This is a genomic window from Micromonospora eburnea (genome assembly GCF_900090225.1).
Taxonomy (GTDB): domain Bacteria; phylum Actinomycetota; class Actinomycetes; order Mycobacteriales; family Micromonosporaceae; genus Micromonospora; species Micromonospora eburnea.
The window spans coordinates 3,945,739-3,966,093 of record NZ_FMHY01000002.1 but is presented as its reverse complement, the minus strand read 5'-3'; the positions used below and the strand labels follow the sequence as shown (position 1 = coordinate 3,966,093).

13 protein-coding genes are annotated in these 20,355 nt (G+C 72.7%); 10 read left to right on the top strand and 3 right to left on the bottom strand.

Annotation, left to right across the window (positions count from 1 at the left end):
- The first annotated feature begins 125 nt into the window (after positions 1-125).
- Positions 126-1,502, top strand: coding sequence for an FAD-dependent oxidoreductase (locus GA0070604_RS17755; RefSeq protein WP_091119226.1), 1,377 nt, complete (start codon positions 126-128; stop codon positions 1,500-1,502).
- Positions 1,503-1,569: 67 nt separating this feature from the next.
- On the opposite strand, the gene GA0070604_RS17750 is transcribed toward GA0070604_RS17755, so the two are convergent.
- On the bottom strand, positions 1,570-4,815 hold the full coding sequence (locus GA0070604_RS17750) for a S8 family serine peptidase (RefSeq protein WP_091119223.1): 3,246 nt from the start codon (positions 4,813-4,815) through the stop codon (positions 1,570-1,572).
- A gap of 257 nt (positions 4,816-5,072) precedes the next feature.
- Here GA0070604_RS17750 and GA0070604_RS17745 point away from each other — a divergent pair, with 257 nt between their 5' ends.
- From GA0070604_RS17745 to GA0070604_RS17735, 4 genes are all read left to right on the top strand, one after another.
- Positions 5,073-5,396 (top strand): YciI family protein, encoded by a 324-nt coding sequence (locus GA0070604_RS17745; protein WP_091127224.1) that lies wholly within the window; start codon positions 5,073-5,075, stop codon positions 5,394-5,396.
- The gene (locus GA0070604_RS17740) at positions 5,393-6,622 is read left to right on the top strand and encodes an RNA polymerase sigma factor (protein WP_091119219.1); all 1,230 of its coding nucleotides are present in this window, start codon (positions 5,393-5,395) and stop codon (positions 6,620-6,622) included. The genes GA0070604_RS17745 and GA0070604_RS17740 overlap by 4 nt, the downstream gene beginning before the upstream one ends.
- Positions 6,623-6,680: 58 nt before the next feature.
- Positions 6,681-6,845 carry a hypothetical protein gene (locus GA0070604_RS32490; RefSeq protein WP_167363370.1) on the top strand — a complete coding sequence of 55 codons (165 nt, stop codon included), beginning with the start codon at positions 6,681-6,683 and terminating at the stop codon, positions 6,843-6,845.
- Positions 6,846-6,991: 146 nt separating this feature from the next.
- Positions 6,992-7,657: a class I SAM-dependent methyltransferase gene (locus tag GA0070604_RS17735; protein WP_091127223.1), complete on the top strand. Its 666-nt coding sequence runs from the start codon at positions 6,992-6,994 to the stop codon at positions 7,655-7,657.
- A gap of 132 nt (positions 7,658-7,789) precedes the next feature.
- On the opposite strand, the gene GA0070604_RS17730 is transcribed toward GA0070604_RS17735, so the two are convergent.
- Positions 7,790-8,494 carry an SH3 domain-containing protein gene (locus tag GA0070604_RS17730; protein WP_091119215.1) on the bottom strand — a complete coding sequence of 235 codons (705 nt, stop codon included), beginning with the start codon at positions 8,492-8,494 and terminating at the stop codon, positions 7,790-7,792.
- Between the two features lie 105 nt (positions 8,495-8,599).
- Between GA0070604_RS17730 and GA0070604_RS17725 the strand changes: the two genes are divergently transcribed.
- Positions 8,600-9,328 carry an NBR1-Ig-like domain-containing protein gene (locus GA0070604_RS17725; RefSeq protein WP_091119211.1) on the top strand — a complete coding sequence of 243 codons (729 nt, stop codon included), beginning with the start codon at positions 8,600-8,602 and terminating at the stop codon, positions 9,326-9,328.
- A gap of 365 nt (positions 9,329-9,693) precedes the next feature.
- Here GA0070604_RS17725 and GA0070604_RS17720 read toward each other — a convergent pair whose 3' ends face one another.
- Positions 9,694-11,373, bottom strand: a complete 1,680-nt coding sequence (locus tag GA0070604_RS17720; protein WP_244161967.1) for a Na+/H+ antiporter — start codon at positions 11,371-11,373, stop codon at positions 9,694-9,696.
- A 352-nt stretch (positions 11,374-11,725) separates the two neighbouring features.
- Between GA0070604_RS17720 and GA0070604_RS17715 the strand changes: the two genes are divergently transcribed.
- The 4 genes from GA0070604_RS17715 (at position 11,726) to GA0070604_RS17700 (ending at position 20,347) form a co-directional block, all read left to right on the top strand.
- Positions 11,726-14,032: an FUSC family protein gene (locus GA0070604_RS17715; RefSeq protein WP_091119206.1), complete on the top strand. Its 2,307-nt coding sequence runs from the start codon at positions 11,726-11,728 to the stop codon at positions 14,030-14,032.
- A gap of 168 nt (positions 14,033-14,200) precedes the next feature.
- On the top strand, positions 14,201-15,277 hold the full coding sequence (locus tag GA0070604_RS17710) for a GNAT family N-acetyltransferase (protein ID WP_091119204.1): 1,077 nt from the start codon (positions 14,201-14,203) through the stop codon (positions 15,275-15,277).
- Positions 15,278-15,539: 262 nt separating this feature from the next.
- Positions 15,540-17,657, top strand: coding sequence for a Xaa-Pro dipeptidyl-peptidase (locus GA0070604_RS17705; protein ID WP_091119201.1), 2,118 nt, complete (start codon positions 15,540-15,542; stop codon positions 17,655-17,657).
- A gap of 95 nt (positions 17,658-17,752) precedes the next feature.
- The gene (locus tag GA0070604_RS17700; RefSeq protein WP_091119198.1) at positions 17,753-20,347 is read left to right on the top strand and encodes a M64 family metallopeptidase; all 2,595 of its coding nucleotides are present in this window, start codon (positions 17,753-17,755) and stop codon (positions 20,345-20,347) included.
- Positions 20,348-20,355: the final 8 nt, after the last annotated feature.

The following is a 20,355-nucleotide window of genomic DNA, read 5'->3' as shown; positions in this document are numbered from 1 at the left end:
CCCGGCGCCCGTGCGACGATCGCCGGGCGCCATGCCGCCCGGCCGGCGCCGCCGGCCGTGGTGCGCCTCGGCCGATTGCACGTACGGGAACAGGCAGCACACGTCGCACCCCTTGGAGAGCCCGAATGTTCCGCTCCCCGGCCCGGGTGTTCGCCGCGCTGAACGCGGTGCGACCACCCGATCAGGCGTACCCGGTCCTCGGCAAGGCGATCGTGCTCGGCGGCAGCGTCGCCGGGATGCTGGCCGCCCGGGTGCTGTCCGACCACGCGGAGAGCGTCGTCGTCATCGACCGGGACGACCTGCGGGCACACGGCGGTCGGCCCGGTGTGCCGCAGGGGACGCAACTGCACGCGCTGCTGCCCGGCGGCTTCCTCCAGCTCGAACGCCTGCTCCCCGGGTTCCGCGAACAGGCGTTGGCCCAGGGGGCGGTGGAGGCCCCGCCCGCGGCCCGGCGAAACTATCTCGACGGCCGGCTGAAGGTGGTGGTACCCGACGACGCGGACAGCCTGACGGGTAGCCGGCCCCTCCTGGAAGGTCTGATCCGCCAGCACGTGCTCCGACTGCCCAACGTCAGGGCGGTCACCGCCCGCGCCACGGGTCTCGTGTTCGACGGCGCCGTGACCAGCGGGGTCCGTTACGACGTCGGTGGGGTGCCGGGCGTGGCGTCCGGTGATCTCGTGGTGGACGCCATGGGGCGGTCGAGCCGGCTGTCCGAGTGGCTGGAGCAGGCCGGCTGGGACCGTCCCGTCACCCGGCGGATGACCGTGAACCTGAACTACGCGACGGCGCTGTTCCGGCGCCCCCAGACGAACCCGGACCCGGCGCTCGTCCTGGCGCTGCACAGTCCGAGGCTGTCGTCGGACGTGGCCGGTGCCGCGTTCTTCGCCGTCGAGGACGGCCGGTGGATGGCCATGATGGCCGGGTACGGGGAGAACCGGCCGGGGCGCACCCCGGAGGATTTCGTACGCCGGCTGCGGGAGCAGTTCCCACCGGAGTTCGGCGAGGTCGCCGGCAACGAGATGCTCGGTGACGTCCAGACCTACCGCCACGCCGACAGCCGGCGACGGCAGTTCCACGCGGTGCGGCGGCTGCCGGCCGGGCTGGTCAGTGTCGGTGACGCCGTCGCGTCGTTCAACCCGGTGTACGGGCAGGGGATGACCGCGGCGACCCTGCACGCGGCCTGCCTGTCGGCGTACCTGCGATCCGGCCCGGATCCGGGCGTGCCGGCGCGCCGGTTCTTCGCCCTGCAGAAGGTGGTGGTCGACGCCGCCTGGTCGATGTCCACCTCCGCCGACCTGGCGTTGCCGCACGTCGACGGGCCCTACCCGCGCGGCTACCGGTTCTCCAGCTGGGCCAGCCGGCAGATCGTCACGGCGACCACCACGGACGTGTCGATCGCGCGGCGGTTCAACGCGGTCGTGTCCATGCGTACGCACCCACGGTCGCTGGCCACCCCCGGTGTGCTGCTCGGTGCCCTGCGGGCCAACCGGCGGGCACGCTGACCGGTCACCCGCCACACACGGGAAGGGGCCCCGACGGCCGCCCGCCAGGGCCCCCTTCCTACGGTGATCAGCGCAGCTCGTACGCCCGGATGACGGTCTGGTCGAAGGTGTTGCCCTTCGCGTCCGTACCCGACGCCCTGAGCGACACGAAACCGCCCGCCGCCGGGTGCGGCACCTGCACCTGCCACGATCCGGCGTGCTTCAGCACCGGCACCTTCCGCCAGCTCTTCCCGTCGTCGTACGACACCTGCACGGTCAGCTTGACGAGCGGTCCCGAGCCCGCGGTCTGGGTGATCGTGGCCGGGTAGACGCCCACGCCGCCGGCCCGGCCGACGTTGTGCTCGTCGAGCGGCGGCGCGAAACTGACCGCGGTCAGCGGCAGCGCCCTCGGCTCGGCGGTGTGCGCCGAGCGGAAGGTCCAGCTCACCGACACCCTGGTGCTCAGGCGCGCGTCGCGTTCCAGGCTGCCGTCGAAACGGAACGTCGCCGCGGCCGGGTCCACGTCCTCGGCGTACACCTGCGGACCCCGGGTGGACTCGGCGATCAGCTTGCCGTCGCGGTAGACCGCGCCGTGCCCCGAGGTGTACTGCCCGAAGCCGGCCCGGCCCTGGCCGTCGCCGAGCAGCCCGGGCACGAGGGACATGGTGTCGCCCTCGCGCAGCGCCGGCATGTCGCCGGGGAACATCGGCGCCACGCTCGGCCCGAACACACCCTGGTTCCACTGTTCCTGGTACGTCTTCCCGGCCCGGTACGTGGCCGGCGCGCCGTGGTCGCTCAGCGTCTCCGCCCACTCGTCGCCCTCGGCCGGCAGCTCCGCCATGAACTCGTTCTGCCACGGCGCGTCACCCGCGTAGAACTCGGTGCGGGTGAACGGGAGTGGGGTGGGCCAGCCGACCGCCCAGCCGCCGCCGGGGGTGTCTGATGGTGTGAGGAAGGCCAGTTTCACGCCGTTGCTGCCCGGCACCACCGCCGCGTGTGCGGCCGTCACGGTGGCGAAGTCCTTCGGCCGCAGGTGCTTGACCAGCCCGCCGAGCAGGTCGTTCTTGCTGTGCCAGCCGACGTTGTAGACGTACGGGCTGCTGGCCGGATTGTCGTTTTCGTTGACCTTGGCCAGGGTGGCGGTCAGCTGGGAGCTCAGGCCCTTCGTCGGCTTGGGCCCGACCAGCTTGGTGAAGATCGAGGCGAAGTCCATGGCCAGGACCCCGACGCCCTGGCTGGAGTTCTCGCTGTCGGTGTAGGTCGCGTCGTAGGACACCAGCAGCGGCACCGCGTCCGGCTCGGGGATCGTGACGTCGAAGCCCTTCGCGCCACGGGCGTCCATCGACACCGTCTGCGGCCCACTCACGGTCAGCTTCGGATACAGCAGTTGCGAGGTGCGGAAGGTGTCCCCGACCTGTTCGTCGACCCAGGTGAAGGCGAAGTACTCGCCCGGGGGCAGGCGCAGGTCGTTGGTCGGGCCGAAGGCCACGTACTCCCGGCTCCGGTCCTTGCGCATGATCACCGTGAGCGCGTTCTCGGCCGGGTCGCCGTCGTGCTCGGTCGCGATGACCTTCACCGCGTGCTTGAGCTCGTCGCGGACCACGCCGAAGGGTGTCTGCACGGAGACGCCGGCCGCGGTCGCGGTGACCTGACCGCCGAGACCACCGGTCACGTCGCCGCCCGCGCGGGTGTCGGCGGTGAGCGTCACCGACGCCTGCCCGCCGGCCGGCACGGTGACCGTGTCGGCGCTGAGCGAGAAGATCCCGGCCGGCGCGTCGGTGGTCAGCGCGAGCCGCAGGGTCACCGCCGCGCTGCCGCCGTTGTGGTAGGTGACGACGTCGCTGCGCACCTCGTCCTCGTCGTGCGGCCAGTCCTGCATCCCGAAGGTCACCGACGTCGGAGTCGTCGTGACCTGCTGGGTGACCGCTCGGGCCACGTCCACCCGACCCGCGCCCTGCGCGAACACGCCGACGCCGCTCGACGGCTTGGCCGAGGCCATGAGCGCCGCCTTGAGCTGCGCCGCATTCCACTGCGGATGGGCCTGGCTCAGCAACGCCGCCGCGCCCGCGACGTGCGGCGTCGCCATCGACGTGCCGTCCAGCGGCATGTAGAGCTGCCCCGGTTCGCCGAGGAACCCGTCCTTGCTACGCGCCGCGACGATGTCGACGCCGGGCGCGGCGATCTCGGGCTTGACCGCCCAGCCGTCGGCGCTGGGGCCCCGGCTGGAGAAGTCGGCGAGCTCGTCGGACTTGGTGAACGCCGCGACGGCCAGCGCGGCCTCGGCGGTCGCCGGGGAACCGACGGTCTCGTCCCCGCCGTCGTTGCCCGCCGCGATGACGAAGAGCGTGCCGTGCTGCGCGGTCAGGGCGTTGACGGCCTCCTCCAGCGGGTCGACCTCGGGGGTGTTCGGTCCGCCGAGGCTCATGTTGACGACGTCCGCCCCGGACTCGGCGGCCCACTGCATGCCCGCCACGATCCAGGACTCCAGGCACCCGAACTCGGCGCAGACCTTGCCGTCGAGCAGCGACGCGCCGGGCGCGACACCCCGGTACCTCCCGTCGGAGGCGGCGCCGCTGCCCGCGATGGTGGACGCGACATGGGTGCCGTGGCCGACGTGGTCGCGGTCGTCCTCCTCGCCGTCGGTGAAGTTTTGCCGGGCCGAGACCTTCCCGGCCAGGTCGGGGTGCGCGACGTCGATGCCCGTGTCGAGCACCGCGACGCGGACCCCGGCGCCGTCGAAGCCGGCCGACCAGGCCTCGGGCGCGCCGATCAGCGGGACGCTCTGGTCCAGCGCCGGCCGGCGTACGGCGTCGAGCCAGATCTTGCCGGCCTTCAGGCCGGTGCGGGTCGCCTCCCAGCGGGAGGCGAGCGTCTCGGTGGCCGCCTCGGCGGCGAAGCCCCGTACCGCCGGCAGTCGCCGCTGCGCGGACAGGCCGGGCGCGGTGGCGGTCCCGGAGACGACCAGCCCGAGTGACGACGGACGCGTGGCCTGTGCCGCGAGCAGTTCGGTGAGGTCGAACAGTCGCCGGTCGAGCCGGTCGGCCCGCAGCAGCGGCACCGCGTCGGACGGGATGACGTACCGGTGATCCTCGGTGCGGTAGCTGTGGTACGTGACGCCCTTGCGCGGCGTGACGCTGAGGCGGCCATCGCCGAACACGGTCACCCGGTCACCGGTTATCAGCGTGACCGTCTGGGCCTTGGCGGTGGCGGTCGCCGCCCTGACCGCCTGTGGTGCGGCCGCCTGCCGGGCGCCCGCGGTGCCGGGCGCGGCCGTCAGCAGTGCGACGGCGATTCCCCCGGCCAGCAACGCTCTTCTGCTTCTGCTGGATCGCATACGCCTCCCCGTTCACCTGGACGGTCCGCTTTGACCGTCTCTTGTAGAGACGCGCTGGGTAGCCGATTCGTTGCGCAACGCAGGCCAGAATTTCCGAGCCGGCGGGAGGGGAATCTCGTCGGCTCGCGGACAACCCGGCCCACCGGAGATTTTCGAGAGAAATCCGGGAGGCGGTGTCGGATCGGGGCGGAGGTGTTCGTAGCAAGGTGAGAGGCTGCCCACGAGGGGCGCCTGAGCCACAGGAGATGATCCACACGATGCGGTACCTGGTTTCCGTGATCCACGACAGCGGCACCTCCGCCACGCCGGACGAGATGGCTGCCATCAGCGCGTTCAACGAACGGCTCGACGCCGGGGGCCACCGGGTCTTCGCCGGCGGCCTCGGCTCGCCCAGCACGGCCACCGTCATCGACAACCGGGGCGGCGAGGCCCTGTTCACCGACGGACCCTTCATCGAGTCGAAGGAGTACCTCGCCGGCTTCTGGATCATGGAGGCCCCCGACCTCGACGTGGCGCTCAAGCTCGCCGCCGAGGGGTCGAAGGCCTGCAATCGGAAGGTCGAGGTGCGGCCGTTCCAGTGAGCGCGGCCGACGTCAGGGCGGCGATCACCCGGGCCCACCACGAGGAGTGGGCCCGGGTGGTCGCGGCCCTGACCAGGCGTTTCGGTGACCTCGACATCGCCGAGGAGGCGGCGGCCGAGGCGTTCGCGGCCGCCGTCGTGCGGTGGCCGGAGGACGGCGTGCCGCCCAACCCCGGCGCCTGGCTGACCACCACCGCCAACCGCAAGGCCATCGACCAGATCCGGCGCGAGACCAAGCGCGCCGACAAACAGAAGGAGGCTCAGCTGTTGTACGACGCCCCGCCCGAGCCTCTCGGCGCGATCGACGACGATCGGCTCCGGCTGATCTTCACCTGCTGTCACCCGGCGCTCGCGATGGAGACCCGGGTGGCGCTGGCGTTGCGCCTGGTCGGTGGCCTGACCGTGGCCGAGATCGCCCGCGCCTTCCTGGTGCGGGAGAACACCGTGGGGCAGCGGATCACCCGCGCCAAGGCCAAGATCAAGGCGGCTCGGATCCCTTATCGGGTGCCGACCGCGGAGGATCTCCCGGCACGCGTCTCCGGCGTACTCGCCGTCCTCCTCCTCGTCTTCAACGAGGGCTACCTGGCGACCGGCCCCGACACCGATCCCGTACGTCACGACCTGACCGCCGAGGCGATCCGGCTCACCCGCCTGATCCACGCCCTCATGCCCGACGACGGCGAGGTGGCCGGGCTGCTGGCGCTGATGCTCCTCACCGAGGCCCGCCGCACCGCCCGGGTCTCGGCGAGCGGCGAACTCATCCCCCTCGGCGAGCAGGACCGAGGGGCCTGGGACACGACGCTGATCGCCGAGGGTCATCGGCTGGTCCGTGAACGGGTGGCCGCCGGGGTGGCTCCGGGTCGCTACCAGATCCTCGCCGCGATCAATGCCGTACACACCTCCGCCCGCGACGTACGCGACACCGACTGGTCGCAGGTCGTCGCCCTCTACGACCGGTTCGTCCGCCTCGACCCCTCGCCGATCATCGCCCTCAACCGAGCCGTCGCAGTCGCCGAGCTCGACGGCCCGGAGGTGGCACTGGCGGCCGTCGATCGTCTCGACGACAGGTTGGCCGGCTATCACGCCTACCACGCAACCCGCGCCGACCTGCTGCGCCGCCTGGGCCGCAGCCATATGTCGCGCGCGGCATACGACAGAGCCATCGAGCTGGCGGGCAACACCGCCGAGATCGCCTACCTGACCCGCCGCCGCGACCAGCTGCGCTAGCGCCCGTCGAAACACCAGGTTGACAGGTTCAGTGAATCGGAGTGGATAGCTTGTGTGGATGAGCGCGACCTCGACGGCCGGACCGAGCCTGTGGTTCTGCACGGATCCGGGAGAGTTCCTTGCCGCGGCGGGTGAGCACCTGGCCGCCGCCCCGGTGGTGAGCACGGTCGTGGCCGGTTACCGGCCGGTGGTCGACATGGCCAACCTGGTCATCGTCCGCTGATCCCACAGCGGCGCGCCGCAGCAACCGGTGGCCAGGCCCAACCACCCGTGCGTTTGCCGAACCGGCAAAGATCCTTGCCGCCCGTGGCGCGGCGGAGCACCATCGCCGGGGCGGGGCGGCAGTCGTCCGCCGGCGAGGAGGGGAACATGACCGAGCGCGGGGCGGACCCGGTGGAACCGGCGGTGGACGCAACCACCGCCCAATTCTGGGACGAGCTGTATCAGCGGCGCGACCAGGTGTGGAGCGGCCGGGTCAACGCCGTCCTGGCCGAGGTGGTGGACCCGCTGCCGCCCGGCGCTGCGCTCGACCTGGGCTGCGGTGAGGGAGGCGACGCGATCTGGCTGGCCGGGCGCGGCTGGCGGGTCACCGCCGTCGACGTCTCGGCCACCGCCCTGGGCCGGCTCGGCGCCGCGGCGGCCCGGGCCGGCGTGGCCTCCCGGATCACCGTGGCCCGCCACGACCTGACCCGGACCTTCCCGGCCGGCCGGTACGACCTGGTCTCGGCGCAGTTCCTCCAGTCCCCGCTGGAACTGCCCCGGGAGGCCGTGCTGCGCGCGGCGGCGCGGGCGGTCGCGCCCGGCGGTCGGCTCCTGGTTGTCGAGCACGGCGCGCCGCCGCCGTGGGCCCGCGAGAGCCACCCGCACGCCCGTTTCGCCAGCCCGGAGGAGATCCTGGCCGCGCTCGACCTCGACCCCGACGGCTGGCACACCGACCGGCTCGGTGCCGCGCACCGGACGGGCACCGGGCCGGACGGGCAGACGGGCAGCCTCGTCGACCACGTCGTCCTGGTCCGTCGCCACGAGCGGCGCTGAGCCCGGGGACGGCGCGACAGGCGCCGGCTCGGCCAGCGGGGGAGTGCCGGGCAGGGCTGGGCGCACCGACGTCGACGCCCTGACCCACGTGGTCAGGGCGTCGACGCGTCCGGGTCCCGATCCGGTGCGGGGTCAGAAGTTCGGCCAGCTCCAGCCGAGGTAGTTGGCGTAGTACGGCAGCCAGGCCGACCCGATCCGCCCGTTCACGCTGGTCGCCACGAAGGTGCCGTCCCCACGGGAGATGCCGACGTGCCCGTACGGGGCGCTGATGTTCCAGAAGACCAGGGCGCCGCGGGGCGCGTTCAGGTCGCCGCGGTGGGCGGTGCCCCTGGCGACCGCGTCGTTCCAGTCCGCCATCGCCGAGGCGTAGATCCCGGTCCGGCCGTACGCGTTCTCGGCCGCCATCTCGCAGTAGCCCTCGTACGCGGTGGAGCCGAGCCGGGCCTCGTACCAGGCGACCGCGTTGTCGGCGCGGCTGTTGGAGCAGCTCGGCGCCACCTGGCCGTTGCTGCCGGTGTAGACGAAGCCGTCGGAGACGTACCCTCCGCTGGACAGCCGGTCCCAGATGTTCGTGGCGCCCCAGTTGCCGTTGACCCAGTCGCCGGTCGTCTGGCAGGCGATGCTGACCGAGGCTCCGTCGGCCACGCTGCCCACCACCGAGTACCCGGTGCCCGGACCGGAGCGGACGTTTAGCCCGCCGGCCGCCTGGACGGTGCCGGTGGCGGCGAGAGCCGGTGCCGCCAGGCCCAACGTGGTGGCGGTGGTGACGAGCAGCGCCAGGGCGGTGCGGGCGAGCCAACGTCTGGTGCCCGTCCGCGGCCTCTCCAGCAGTGTCATGTCCAATCTCCGATCTATAGATTCCGATATGACGTGCCGGTTCCGCAGAGGATCGGGGACGGGTGGCCGGTTGGCGAGGTAGGCAACGCACGGGGAGGGCGCCACATGCGGGCGGCGCAGGCGCGTGAGGTGATCGGGGCGCGGATGCGCGAGCTACGTGAGTCGGCGGAGACCTCGCTGACCCGGGCCGCGACCCTGTCCGGGTGGGGGAAGGGGCACCTGTCCCGGGTGGAGCGAGGGCTGACCAAGCCCAGCCGCGGCCTGGTGGAGTGGTACGACACGACGTTCGGGGCGGGGCAGGCCCTGCTCGGGCAGTTCCTGGACCTGGAGGCGGCGGTCCGGGTCGGCCGGGAGATGTCGTTGCGGGACGCCCGGCTGCGCCGTACGACCGGAGCCGCCCGGTTTCCGGTGGTGGCCGGCGGTACGGTGCCGGTCGACCACGATCCTGCCGACTGTTGCCTGCTGATGGACGAGGATCCACCGGACGGCACGGTGGTGCCGTGCGGCCAGGTGTTCGACAAGACCTGGACGGTACGCAACGCCGGCCCGGTGCCCTGGCGTGGCCGTTGGCTGACCCGGCAGGGCGCGCCGGGGGTGGCGGGACGGCTCCAGTCGCCGATCCGGGTGCAGCTCGACGAGGTGGCACCAGGGGCCGACGCGGTGATCCGGATCCGGCTACGGGCGCCCCGGGTCGAGGCCGCCTGCACGGCGTACTTCAAGATCACCGACGCGACGGGGCGACTCTACTTTCCCGGATCCCAGTCGTCGCCGCTGCACTGCACCATCAACGCCGTCGAGTGGGACGCGCGTCGCGGTGGCCCGGGATGCGCTTGACCGTCAAGGCCGGCGGTCAGACCCCGCGGATCACGGCCGGTCGGCTCAGCGCGCCGGAAACGTCGACGTTCGGATCCTCAGGTTGTTCGCCGGGAACTCCACCGGTCCCGGATCCGACCAACAGAGGCGGGCGGCGGTGGCGCCGTCTCGTGCGTTGACGCGAAGACACGAATTGTGACGATGCGCGGCCCTGGCCGCGCGATCCGGACGGGTGCCAGGCGACGGCATCCCAAGGCGACAGGGGCGGGGCACTCCCCAGCCCTCGTGGCAGCTCCCGCCCCTGTCGCCGACCACCGAAGCCACCGCCTGACGGTCGGCCCCCCGGGGGCGATCGACCGCCGCGTCGCGTGCGGACGGCGCCGCGGTCAGCGTGGCGCGCGTTTCGGCAGCAGCAACTCCTCATGGTCGAGTTCGCGTTCCAGGATGCGGAGCCCCTCGTCGGACAGTTGGCCGGCGTCGCGCCAGCGCAGGAGCTCCTCCCGCTGGGCGTCGATCGCGGCCCGGCGGATGCGCAGCGCCGCCTCGTACTCCGGCGAGGTGGGCGCCTCCGACGACTCGACGCTCTGGAGCAGGTCGAGCCGGCCACGGTAGCGGGCCAGGCGGGTCTGCAACTGGTCGCGTGTGGTGTTGACGGCCTCGGCGAGGTCCGGCTCCTCGGCGGCGACCTCGTCCAGGCGGGCCAGGGCCGCCTCGACGGCCGCCGAGCGCGCCTCGTTGCGTACCCGGGCCTGATCGTTGTCGTTGGCGCGCAGATCCAGCGCCCGGACGAGCGGCGCGAAGGTCAGGCCCTGCCCGACGAGGGTCACGAGGACGACCACGAACGTGCAGAACAGCAGGAGGTTGCGATCGGGGAAGGGCGCGCCGCTGTCGGTGGTCAGCGGCAGGGTGAAGATCGCCGCCAGACTGATGACGCCGCGGGTGCCGGCCCAGCTCAGCGCCACGACCTCGCGGCGGGTCAGCCGACGGGCGTTGCGTTCCGCCCGCCTGGCCTCCCGCGTGCCGCTCGGCTCGTCCGGCTCGTCCTCGTCGGAGGTGCCGCCCAGCCGGGTGTGCAGCGACCGGGGGAGCACCTGGATCAGCACCAGCCAGGCGGGGCGCAGGAGCAGCACCACACCGACCGATACGGCGACCGCGGCGACGACGGTGGAGGTCTCGTACTGGTGCAGGCCCCGCACCACCGTGGGCAGCTGCTGGCCGATCAGCAGGAAGACGAAGCCCTCGAGGAGGAAGTCGACCAGCCGCCACACCGCGCTGGTCTGCAACCGGCTGGCGCCGGAGGTGAGCCGGGGCGTGTGGTGGCCGACGATGAGCCCGGCGATCACCACGGCGAGCACCCCGGAGACGTGCAGCTCCTCGCCCAGCAGGTAGGCCACGAACGGCGTCGCGAGCGAGATGGCGTTGGACAGCAGCGGGTCGACGGTGAGCGGTCGGGCCAGGCGCACCGCCCAGGCAACGACAGCGCCCACCGCGACGCCGCCGGCCGCCGCCAGCACGAACTGGCCGACCGCGGACGGGAACGAAAATCCGCTGCCCACCGCGGCGACGACGGCGACCTTGAGGATCGTCAGGGCGGTGGCGTCGTTCAGCAGCCCCTCGCCCTGGATGATCGTGACCAGCTTCGGTGGCAGGTTGACCCGCCGGCCCACCGCGAGCGCGGCCACCGGGTCGGGCGGCGCGATCGCGGCGCCGATCGCGATCCCCGCGGCCAGCGTCGCCCCGGCGACGAACAGGTGGAAACCGACTCCCACCAGCAGGGCGGTGAGCAGCACCAGCACCACGGAGAGGCTGACCACGATGCGGAGGTTCCGGCGGATGCCCAGCAGCGACGAGTCCAACGCCGCGCTGTAGAGCAGCGGGGGCAGAACGACGGTCAGCACGAGGCCGGGATCGAGACTGATGTTGGGCCCCGGGAGCAGCGCGTACGCGATGCCGATGAGCGGCAGCAGCGCGGCGGCCGGCAGGCCGGTGTGCGAGGCCACCCACCGTACGACGACGATGACCGCGACTGCGGCGAGCACGAACAACAACATCGTCTGGTGGTTCACCCGGTTGCTTCTCCCTGTCCGGCGAATGGTCCGAGTCGACAGCGCTGCTCCGCCCGGTTCAGGATCGTCCAGCCGGAGCCGGTACGTGACGGCATCTGCGCTGGCCGCGCGGCACGCAGTCCGGAGCGTACCCGTTGGGTCCACGACGCCCCGTTCCGCGCAGGTTGAGGGTGAGCGTTCCGTTCAGCGGCCGTGAGGGCCGGAGGTTCTCCACCGGCCAGGGCCGTCCTGCCCGTTTCGCCGCCGATGCCGGCACCGGCGGTCCGCCTTCGGGTCGGTTCGGGCGCATTGCTCGGCCAGGGCCGCGGTGGATCCCGGGTGTAGCGGGGGCGCTGCTGGCTACAGGGGCTGAATGGGGAAGCCCGCCGGGGAGCGACGAGACGGCGTCGAGGGCCGGCCGGACCGCCGGGCCGGGCGGTCCGGTGGCCGGGCTGCCCGCGGTCGCCTCGGCCGGGCCGTGCGCCGGCTGGTGGCGTCGCTGGCGGATCCCGGGCGGAGCGCGCCCCGGGCCGCGGTTCGCGCCGCGGTCGTGCTGCCGGGTCTGTTCGCGGTCGGACGGTACGTCGTGGGAAACGAGTCGTTCGCCACGTTCGCCATCTTCGGCGGCTTCGCCCTGCTGATCATGAGCGACTTCGGTGGCACCCGTCGGGAACGCATTCGCTCCTACCTGGTCGGCACGGCGGCGGGGGCGGTCCTGGTGGCGCTCGGCACGGTGGTGTCCCGGTCGTCGGTCGCCGTCCCGGCCGTGATGTTCGTGGTGGCGTTCGTGGCCACCTTCCTCGCGGCGGTGGTGGGCGGCCACGTCAGCGCGGCACGGCTGGGCCTGCTGCTCTCGTTCGTCCTGGCCGTCACGCTGCCCTACGCTGCCGGGCAGATCCCGATGAGGGTGGCGGGTTGGCTGTTCGCCGGCCTCGCCGCGACCGGCGCCGCCCTGCTGCTACCCCGCGCCGGGCCGGTGGCGCTGACCCGTGCCGCCGGTGCGGCCTGCCGCGCGGTGGCGGACCTGATCGATGCGCTGGCGTGTCGTCCGGACGATCCTGGCGCCGGTCGGTTCCGCGCGGCCGCGCAGGCAGTCGACGCGGCTCGCGGCCGGTACGCCGGCACGGCGAGCCGGTCGGTCGGCTCGCGGCGCCGGCTGCGCGCGTACGCCGAGCTCATCGGCGATCTGCAGTTGATCGTGGGGGTCGCCGGTCATCCGCTGTACCGGCCGGAACACCTCGCCCGGCGGGGCACCGGAACCGAGGGGGAACTGGTGGCGGCGGTGTCGGGGGTGCTGCGCGCCAGCGCCGCCACCCTCGAGGGCGCGGTGGGCGCGCCGGACGTCCGGGTGGTCGAGGAACGGCAGCGGGGGCACCGCCGCGCGTTGGAGCGGTGGGTAGGGCGGTTGCTGGGCGGTTCGGCCCCCGAGGAACAGCTCATCGACGCCCTGGACGTCGACCATACGCTGCGGGTGCTGGCGCACCTGTCGACGGCGGTGGCTGCCAACGCCGCGGTGGCGGCCGGCCGGGACACCGGTGCCCGGAGCAGGGGAGCGGCTCAGGAGGTCCTGGGCGACTACCCGGCTCGCCATCGGCGCCTGCGGTGGCTGGCGTCCTCCGCGGCGCCAGGCTCCACCGCGCTGCGGGACAGTCTGCGCACCGGGGTCGGACTGGCGCTGTCGGTGTGGCTCGCCGGGCGGCTGGGTCTGCCGCACGCGTTCTGGGTGGTGCTGGGCACGTTGCAGGTGCTGCGTACCAACGCCCTGGGAACCGCCCGCTCGGTGGTGCGGGCTGTCGCCGGCAACGTGGTGGGCGTCGTCGTCGGCTCGGCCGTGGTCATCGCGACCGCCGGCCGCCCGGAGTGGCTGTGGGTGGTGCTCCCGGCCGCGGTGTTCCTGTCCGCGTACACCTCCGGCTCCCAGCGGTTCCTGCTCAGCCAGGCCTCGTTCACGGTCGATCTGATGATCATCTTCAATCTGCTCGCCCCGGTGGGCTGGCGGCTGGGTCTGGTCCGGCTGGCGGACGTCGGGGTCGGCGTGGCCGTCAGCGTCGCGCTCAGCCTGCTGTTGTGGCCGCACGGAACGCGCCGGCAGTTCATCCGGAGCGCCGCCGCGTACCACCGGGCCGCGATCGGGCGGCTCCGGCACGCCTTCGACCGGATGCTGGCCGTCGACGCCGCCGACCGGCTGCCCGTCCCGGCCCCGCCCGCGGGCGCACGTACCCGGGCCGAGCTGGCGCTCGGCGCCTATCTGGCCGAGCGGCCGACCGGACCGCTCGACTCCGCGAACGCCGTGGTCCTGATGACGGGGGCCAACTATCTGGCCATGGCGGCCAACCTGATGGAGAGCGCGGTCACCGGGTACGGCTACCGGGCGGCCAGGTGCCGGGACGCGGTCGAGCCCGTCCGGTCGGCGCAGCAGGCGCTGCTCGACGGGCTGGAGCGGTTGGCCGACCGGCTGGCCGGGGCGGAAGGCGCGTCGTCCCGGCCGGTCCTGCCGGATCTGGGTGTGCCGGTGCGTACCTGCCTGGGACGGTGGCGTGGCGACGAGGCGGTCGCCGGGTCCGCGACGGCCTTGGTGATCGCGGCCGAGTGGATCCGCAGTATCGACCAGCTGGGCGACGACCTGGCCGAGCCGGTCGAGCGCGCGGTCGCGGTGGCGAGGCGGCCGTGGTGGCGCTGATCCGGCGCGCCACCCGCCGGCAGGCCAGCCGGTCGTGACGTTTTCATCGGTACGTCACCGGCCGGTCACTGTCCCGGCCTCCGATTCCGGGACAGTGGCCGTCGCACGCCCGGCCCCCGGACACCGGCGTCGCCACATCGTCCCGTCGCACGCCGAAGGCAGCACGCCGTGTCCCAGCCCGTCACCGACCCCGTCGCCGCCCCGCTCGCCGAGCTCGTCGCCGATGTCCTGCCCGCCGACGTGCCCGAGGCGGTCATCGGCGAGGTCATCGCCGAACTCCTGCCCGCTGAGGGACCGCAGGTGCTCGGCGACGATCCGGTGGAGGCCGCCGCCGCGATCACCGAGCTGGTCGAGGCCGCGACCCGGCAGGTGTTCGCACCCGACCCGCTGGCCGATCCGGTCGCGGCCCTCACCTGCCCGGCGCCCGCACCGGAGCCGGCCGATCCGGCCGCGGCGGCCGCCGCCCGCGCCGGCGTCGACATCCGCCCGGTCGACACGCACCTCGACGTCGCCGCCGCCGTCAGCGTCCTCGACGGGGTCTTCGCCCCGGGCGCGGCACACCACTTCTATCCGCCGAGCCTGCTGCGCAACCTGCTCGCCGCCGGCTCCCCGGTCCTGCTGGCCTGGGACGGCGAGACGCCCGTCGGCGTGCTGCTCGCGTTGCCCGGGTGGACCGCCCACGGCCAGCCACTGGTGCAGTCCGGTCCGATGGCGGTGCTGCCCGCCGCCCGCGGCCGAGGCGTGTCGATCGCGCTGAAGCTGGCCCAGCGGGCCTGGGCGCACGAGCGGGGTGTCACCGAGATCCGCTGGACGTTCGATGTGATGGCGGCGGTCAACGCCAACCTCAACCTGCGCCGGCTCGGCGCGACCGTGGAGGCTTTCCTGCCCGGCTACGAAGGTCTCCGCGACGCCGACAGCCCCACCCCGCTGCCCTACGACCGGTTGCTGGTGGCCTGGCACCTCACCGGCGCGCCGGCCGCACCCACCGGCTGCGTCGCCGAGCCGGTGTGGGCGGTCGCCGCCGCAGCCGACGGGCTGCCGGTGCTCGATTCGGCCTGGGTCGTCGCGCCCGCCGCGCTGGTCGCGGTGCCGGCCGACATCTGCGCGCTGCGCCGGGACGCCCCGGCCCTGGCCAGCGCCTGGCAGCACGCCGTCGGCGGTGTGCTGCGGGAGGCGCTGGCGGCCGGTTGGCGGGTCGGCTGGGATCCGCGCAACGCCTACCTGCTCACCGCGCCCACCCGCTGACCGTCGACGGCGGCCCCTGCCGGGACGGCCGGCCGTATCCGTTCGGTTCCGTAACGGCGATGCCTCGCATCGTTGCGACGTTGGACGGCCTGAACCCCGCTCAAGTTTCGTCAGCTGTCTGGTGCTCCCGCGTTGAGCGGGCAGCTACGGTCGACGGACCGATACAGAGAGATCGGTAAATGAAGGCCGCCGGGTCGCAGCACCGACCGTGCGAGCGGTCCGCCGCCGTTCGGCGCCAGCAGACGACAGAGAGGGACTCGCCATGGTGCGACGAAGGGTGCGCCCGGGGGCCATCGCCGTGTTCGGCGCGGTGGCGCTGGCTCTTTCCCTGGGTTTCGCCGGCCCGGCGGTTGCCAGCCCGGACGAGGTCGGACCGGTTTTCGTGGACGGGCAGGCGCAGGTCGTACCCGAGTTCTCGAACTCCAGCGGCTGGATCCGGCAGCAGCTGTGGGTGGAGACCGAGTTCGACTCCGACGGCGACGGCCGGCTCGACCGCATGCACGTGGACGTCACCAGGCCGGGGCAGACCGCCCAGGGCCTGAAGGTGCCGGTGGTCTACGAGACCAGCCCCTACTACGCCGGTACGGCCTCCAGCCAGTCACAGTACTTCTGGAACGTACGGCACGAGCTCGGTGAACAGCCGCCGGCCCGGATCTCGCCGCCCCCGATCGCCCACCAGCCGAACCGGACCTCGGTGTCCACGAGCGAGGTCAGCACCTGGGTGCCGCGCGGCTTCGCCGTGGTGCACTCCGACTCCCCGGGCACCGGGCTGTCGCAGGGCTGCCCGACCGTGGGTGGCCGCAACGAGTCGCTGGCGCCGAAGGCGGTGATCGACTGGCTGAACGGCCGGACGAAGGGCTACACCAGCGTCAACGGGGACCAGGAGGTCTCGGCGACGAGTTGGGCGACCGGCAAGGTCGGCATGACCGGTACGTCGTACAACGGCACGCTGCCGCTCGCCGCCGCGACCACCGGCGTCGACGGCCTTGAGGCGATCATCCCGATCGCGCCGAACACCTCCTACTACCACTACTACCGTTCCAACGGCCTGGTCCGGAATCCCGGCGGTTGGGTCGGCGAGGACATCGACTACCTGTTCGACTACATCAACAGCGGCTACCCGGAGCGCCGGGCGTACTGCGTCGAGACGGTCCGGGTCGGCGAGATGAACCGGTTCCAGGACCGGGCGAACGGCGACTACAACGACTTCTGGGCCGGCCGGGATTATCTGCACGCCGTGGGGAACGTGAAGGCCGCCACTCTGATGGCGCACGGGTTCAACGACTGGAACGTGGTGCCGGAGCACAGCGTACGGATCCTTGAGGTGCTGAAGGCGCAGGGCACGCCGGTGCAGGCGTACTACCACCAGGGCGGACACGGGGGCGCCCCGCCGCTGGACATGCGCAACCGGTGGTTCACCCGCTACCTGTACGGCGTCCAGAACGGTGTCGAGAACGACCCACGGGCCTGGGTGGTACGCAACGAGACCGGCGCCAGCCAGCTCACCCCGTACGCGGACTACCCCAACCCGGCGGCGTCGCCGGTCACCCTGGTGCTGAAGCCCGGCGGCGGCACCACCGGCGGGCTGACCTCGTTGGCGCGGCCCGGCGCGGGCGTCGAGTCGCTGGTCGACGCCGGCGACACCGCCTGCAACGCCGGCGCCCTGGCCACCACCGTGTCCGATCAGCGGCTGCTCTACGTGACGCCGGAACTCTCCGCGCCGGTGCACATCTCCGGCACGGCGACGGTGACGCTGCGGATGAGCGCGAGCAAGCCGGCGGCGAACCTGTCGGTGGCCCTGGTGCGGCTGCCGTGGACCGGTGCGTCGGGCTGCACGTCGACCACCCAGAGCAGCACGACGAGCATCATCACCCGGGGCTGGGCCGACCCGCAGAACCGCCACTCGCTCACCCGGAGCGAACCGCTGGTGCCCGGGGAGTTCGTCGAGGTGACCGTGCCGCTACAGCCGGACGACCAGGTCATCCCGGCGGGCTACCGGATCGGCCTGATGGTCTTCTCCACCGACCGTGAGTTCACCCTGCAGCCCGCCCCGGGCACGGTGCTCGACATCGACCTGGCCGCGACGGCCCTGCGGCTGCCCGTGGTCGGCGGGCCGCTGGCGATGCCGATCTGCGCGACCACCGACGCCCGGGCGACGGTGGTGATCGGTGGCGTCGACAGCGGGATGCCCAACCGCCCGCTGGCCGGCACCTGCACGATCAACGACCACATCCTCGACGGGGAGCGGTGGTCCGACCACGGGCAGTTCGTGACGCACGTCAACACGGTGGTGGACCAACTGGTCGCGGCCGGGGTGCTCACCTCTGACCAGCGTGGACCGGTGGTGTCGGCCGCCGCCAGGTCGCGCGTCGGCAAGTGACGAACCAGCACGGGAGCTTCCGTGGGTGCCGCGCGCCGCGACGTCGAACGGCGGCGCCCACGGAAGCCGAAGGACGAAGGTGAGGTGGACAGCCAGTGAGACTCAAACTCGCGGCCCTCGCGGCGCTCGCCCTGGTGGCCGGACTGCTGACCGGCGCCGGCCCGGCGAGCGCGGCGGCGGACGGGCCGCCGGTGCCCCTGCCCGACCCGAAGGTGCATCCGATCCAGGTCACCGGGCCGGCGGCGGAGCGGCTGAATCTGATCATTCTCGGTGACGGCTACCAGTGGGACCAGCAGAAGCTGTTCCTGGCCGACGTGGACCGCAATCTGGCCGTCATGTGGGCCACGGAACCGTTCCGGACCTACCGCGACTACATCAACGTGTACGCGGTGGAGATCGCCTCGATCGACTACGGCGTCCGTTGCGATCCCGACGGCCGGGTACGCCACCCGGACGGCACGATCCGGGACACCGGCCGGCGTGAGGGCCCGATCAACGCGAAGAACACCGCCCTGCGCATGATCTTCCAGAACGGCTGTGCCGATCCGCTGTCGCGCGGCACCGTCTACGGCGGTGCCCCGGAGGACTGCGCGAGCTACGCCGCCTACTACCCGGCCGGGGTCAACCCCTGCGAGACCGGCAGCCAGGCGCACAACCGGATCATCGACACGTACGTGGCGCCGGTGCTGGGCATCCCCCGCACCGCGCAGAACGTGCAGACCCTGGCGATCTTCAACACCTTCACGTACGGCGGGATCGGCGGCACCAACGCGACGACCTCCGGCGGCTCGCCGCAGGGCCCGCTGATCTCGTTGCACGAGATCGGCCACTCGCTCGGCACCCTGGTCGACGAGTACCCGTACTCCTCCCGTGACGTGGTGCGGCCCTGCTACACCGGCGGCGAGCCCAGCAGCTTCCACCACACCACCTACGGCGATCCCCAGAAGATGGTCGAGGACCAGCAGAAATGGTGGCGCTGGATCGGTGAGGAGAGCCTGTCCGGCGGCACGATCGGGGTGCACGAGGGCGGCGGCACGTACCCGTGCGGCCAGCGCCGACCCAGCGAGCACTCGATGATGCGGTGGATCGGGTTCGACTTCGACCAGATCGGCCTCGAACACATGGTCGCCCGGGTGACCGGCATGCGTAACTCCGGGCAGATGAACGTCCGGCACACCCCGCTGGGCACGGTGGCGTCCGACAGCGTGCTGTGGGTCGAGACCGGCCAGCCGCGTTACCACGAGGTGCGGGTCACCTGGCGCGTCGGTGGTCCCGACGGCAGGGTGCTCGACACGCACAACAGCCGCGACCTCGACCTCGGCGAGCTGAATCTGCCCGCCGGGACCGTGGTGCACGTCGAGGTGCGTGACCCGGTGGGGCCGGACGGCATCGACTGGGTCCGCAACCCGTCGACCGGAAACGCGGCCACGAACTCGGGCTACAACGGGCCCCGGTTCGTGCAGACCCGGCAGTGGACGGTGGGTGACACGAAGGCGTCGCCGTCGGCGCCCGCCGCGACCATCACCGGGGCCACGCCGAACAGCCAGCCGGTCGCCGGCGACGAGGTGGTCTACGTCCGGACCAACCACCCGACGGACCGGATCCTCGATGTCGCCTGGTCGCTCGACGGCAGGGCGCTGCCGAACCCGTACAACAGCCGCGCCCTCGACCTCGGCGCGCTCAGGCCGGCGCCGGGCACCCACAAGCTGGCAGCGGTGGTGACCGACCCGGCCGATCCGGGTGGCGTCTCCGACCGGATCGAATGGACCGTCGACAACGCGCTGCCGACCGCGCCGCGTACGCTGTCGGAACCGCTGACCCGGCTCGCGGACAGCATGGAGCACCCGGTGTACTTCGACGGCTGGGACATGTGGCTGGACCCGCGGGACGACCACACCGGCTACGACGAGGACCGTTACGTCGTCGGCCAGCTCCGACTGGACAGGGACGGCTGGTTCAACTACTTCGGTTTCCCCGAGCAGCCGATGCCCGAGTCGCCGTTCCGGTTCCGTCACTCGGGCACGGACATCAAGGCCCTGACGTACGGCAACCTCGGCACCGGCGGCCTGTCGAAGGCGGCGTTCGAGCAGACCCTGCCCGACGACCACCCGAGCGGCGGGTTCGTGCCGGGCTTCGGCACGCACCTGGTGGAGCACCGGGCGATCGACGCGGCCGGCAACATCGGCGAGCCGAGCGCCTACCGGGCCACCGTGCTGCCGGGCTCGTCGCCCGACTGCACGAGGACGCTGACCGGCCCGCAGTCGCGGGTCGTGGCCGGCGAGGGCGTGACCTGCCTCAAGGGCGCCCAGGTGGACGGTGGGGTGTCGGTGCGTCCGGGCGCCTCGCTGGTGGTCAGCGACAGCTCGATCAACGGCGGGTTGGCGGCGACCGGCGCCCGGGCGGTGCAGCTGTTCGGCAGCACGGTGAACGGCAACTCCCGGATCACCGGAACCACCCGGGACGTGACGATCGCCGGCAGCACCTTCAACGGCTCGCTCACCGTCTCGGACAACGTCCAGGTGACCGCCAACGAGCGGTTCAGCCGGCTGGCCGGCGCGTACGGGCCGATCCTGGTCGGTAGCCGGGTCAACGGAGCGCTGAGCTGCACCGGCAACAGCGCGGCGGTCAAGGACTTCGGCGCGCCGAACACGGTGAACGGCGCCAAGGGCGGTGACTGCGCGGCCCTGTGACGCGCCGG